3 protein-coding genes are annotated in these 2,538 nt (G+C 75.3%); 1 reads left to right on the top strand and 2 read right to left on the bottom strand.

The window, feature by feature from the left end; translation table 11 throughout:
• Positions 1 to 702, top strand: a 702-nt coding sequence (locus tag F2B26_RS15730) for a glycoside hydrolase family 3 N-terminal domain-containing protein (RefSeq protein ID WP_159810956.1), incomplete at its 5' end; no start/stop codon positions are given.
• A gap of 25 nt (positions 703 to 727) precedes the next feature.
• On the opposite strand, the gene F2B26_RS15725 is transcribed toward F2B26_RS15730, so the two are convergent.
• Both F2B26_RS15725 and F2B26_RS15720 read right to left on the bottom strand, forming a co-directional pair.
• On the bottom strand, positions 728 to 1,168 hold the full coding sequence (locus F2B26_RS15725; RefSeq protein WP_159810954.1) for a hypothetical protein: 441 nt from the start codon (positions 1,166 to 1,168) through the stop codon (positions 728 to 730).
• Positions 1,169 to 1,206: 38 nt separating this feature from the next.
• Positions 1,207 to 2,538 (bottom strand): DUF2252 domain-containing protein (locus tag F2B26_RS15720; RefSeq protein ID WP_159810952.1); only part of this gene is annotated, 1,332 nt, incomplete at its 5' end.

Raw genomic sequence — 2,538 nt, 5'->3', positions numbered from 1 at the left:
GCCGACGCCGGTGCGCTCGCGGCCGCGCTGCAGCAGGCCGGGGTCACGCTCGACCTCGCGCCCGTCGTCGACGTGGTGCCGGCCGGGACCGAGCGGGCGAACGCACCGATCGGTTTCTGGGGGCGCCAGCTCGGCTCGGACCCGGCTGCCGTCGAGCACGCCGCGGGTCTGGTGCTCGACGCGCTCGCCGCGCACGACGTGCAGCCCACGCTCAAGCACTTCCCCGGGCTCGGCCTGGTGACCGAGAACACCGACACCTCCGGCCCGGTGCGCGACGCGGTGACCGGTGCCGACAGCCCGCAGGTCGACGTCTACCGGACGCTGCTGGACCACGACCCGACGGCGTTCGTCATGGTCTCCTCGGCCACCTACCCCCGGATCGACCCGGCGAACCCGGCGATGTACTCCTCGGCCGTCGTCGACGGGCTGCTGCGCGGCACCCTCGGCTTCGACGGGGTCGTCATCACCGACGACGTCGGCAAGGCGATCGCCGCCGGGATGGGCCGCACCCCGGGGGAGCGCGCGGTCGACGCCGTGCGGGCCGGTGGCACGCTCGTGCTCACCGACGTGCAGACGGACCTGGGCCCGATGGTCGACGCCCTCGTCGCGGCGGCCGCCGACCAGGAGTTCGCCACCCGGCTGGACGACGCCGCGCGGGTGGCGCTCGTCGCCAAGGTCCGCGCCGGGCTGCTGGGCGGCTGAGCCGCCGGCCCGGTGAGCTGCCTGCTCAGGCCTGCGGACGCGGAGGTGTCGGGCAGGTGCGCGGGTCGCGCAGCCGCTGCGCGAGGCCGAACGCCGCGACCATGAGGGCGAGCGACGCCGTCGGGGTCTGCCCGGGTGCCGAGCCGAGGATCAGTGCGCCGGCCGGCACCGTGACCGCGGCGATGACGGCGCATGAGCTGCACCCCCACGCCGGTGCCCACCCGGTGCCGGGCGCCGGGACGTAGGACGCCACCGTCGCGGCACCCAGCACGGCGGTGAGCGCCACGAGCGCGGTCCAGGGCCCGCTGCCGGCGCCGCCGCCCGCGAGCATGAGCGCCCAGAAGAGCAGCGGGGCGACCGCGACGGTCACCGCCACCTGGCGTGAGCGGGCCGAGCGTGTCGGGGTGGGCACCGGCAGGCCGGGGCCGGCAGCAGGGGCGGGGGGTGTCTGCTCGACCGTGGACATGCGCCGACGATACCCCCAGGGGTATGAGAGCGCGAGGGTCAGCGACCGGTGACGGCCGTGACCCGGCCGGTGCGCACCGCCTCCGCCAGGGCGGCGTGATCCCGTTCGTTGCGGTCGGCGTAGGCCACCGCGAACTCCCCGAGCGCCCGTTCGAAGGTGTCCTTGCCGCCCAGGTACGCGGCGATCGCGACCCGGTCGCCGGACCTGGCGTGGGCCCGGGCGAGGGTCCACCCGCACAGTCGGGCGTACGCCACCAGCCCCGACGGGCGCATCCGCTCGACGTCGACCGACCCCTTGAGGTCCCGCAGCTGGCGCACGTAGTAGTCGTGGCCGCCGTCCAGCTCACCGCTGCGCTGCCAGCCCAGGAAGATGTCGCTGGCGGCTTGCATGAGCCGCTGCCCCAGCACCACGCGGCGGCCGTGCTGCCCGGCCCGGCTGGCACCGGCGAACGGTTCGAGCACCGAGGCCTGTGCCTGCTTGGTCTGCAGCAGCAGCGGTTCGCTCCCGTCGTCGCCGAGCAGCAGCAGCACCCAGGCCCGCGTGCCGACGCTGCCGACGCCGACCACCTTGTGCGCGGCGTCGACCAGGTGGAACCGGTCGAACAGGTGCTGGCGGTCGGGGCTGAGCGTGCGGCGGTACCCGCGCAGCAGCGTGCGCAGGGCGTCGAACAGCGCGTCCCGCTGGTGACCGGCGTACAGCTCGTCCAACGGGACGACGAGCGGCGGGTCGGCGATGATCCGCGGCCGACCGCTCTCGACGGTGACCATCCGCTCGAACGCGTGCGCGCTGTCACGCAGCCGCACCTTGGCCAGGGCGCGGGCCGTGCGCCGGCGCCCCTGCGGCTCCAGCTGGTCGGCGAGCGAGGCGAACAGCTCGTCCATGTCGGCCTTGGCGTACCAGACGGCCAGCATCGGCTGACCGGCGAGCTCGCGCATCGTCGTGCGGTAGGCGGCACCGGCGGTCGTCACCACCTGCGCGCGCTCCTTGGTCGACAGGCCGCGCTCGCGGCCGGCGACCTCGAAGCTCGTGACCATCCGCTGCACGTCCCACTCGAACGGCCCGGGCAGCGTCTCGTCGAAGTCGTTGAGGTCGAACACGAGGCGGCGCTCGGGGGAGCCGTAGACGCCGAAGTTCGACAGGTGCGCATCGCCGCACAGCTGGGCGCGCAGCCCCGAGCTCGGACCGGCGGCCAGGTCGTGCGCCATGCCGAGGGCCGCGCCCCGGTAGAAGGCGAACGGTGAGGTGAGCATCCGGCCGTACCGGATCGGCACGAGCTCGGGTACCCGGGTCGCGGCCTGCTGCTCGAGCAGCGCGACGGGGTCGGGGCGGTCGGCGCCGGGGTCCGTCCCGGCGAGCGCGGCGAGCGGCAG

The sequence above is a fragment of the Cellulomonas citrea genome (assembly GCF_009829685.1).
Taxonomy (GTDB): Bacteria; Actinomycetota; Actinomycetes; order Actinomycetales; family Cellulomonadaceae; genus Cellulomonas; species Cellulomonas citrea.
Note: the sequence above shows the minus strand (reverse complement) of the source record. Positions and strands in the feature narration are given on the sequence as shown.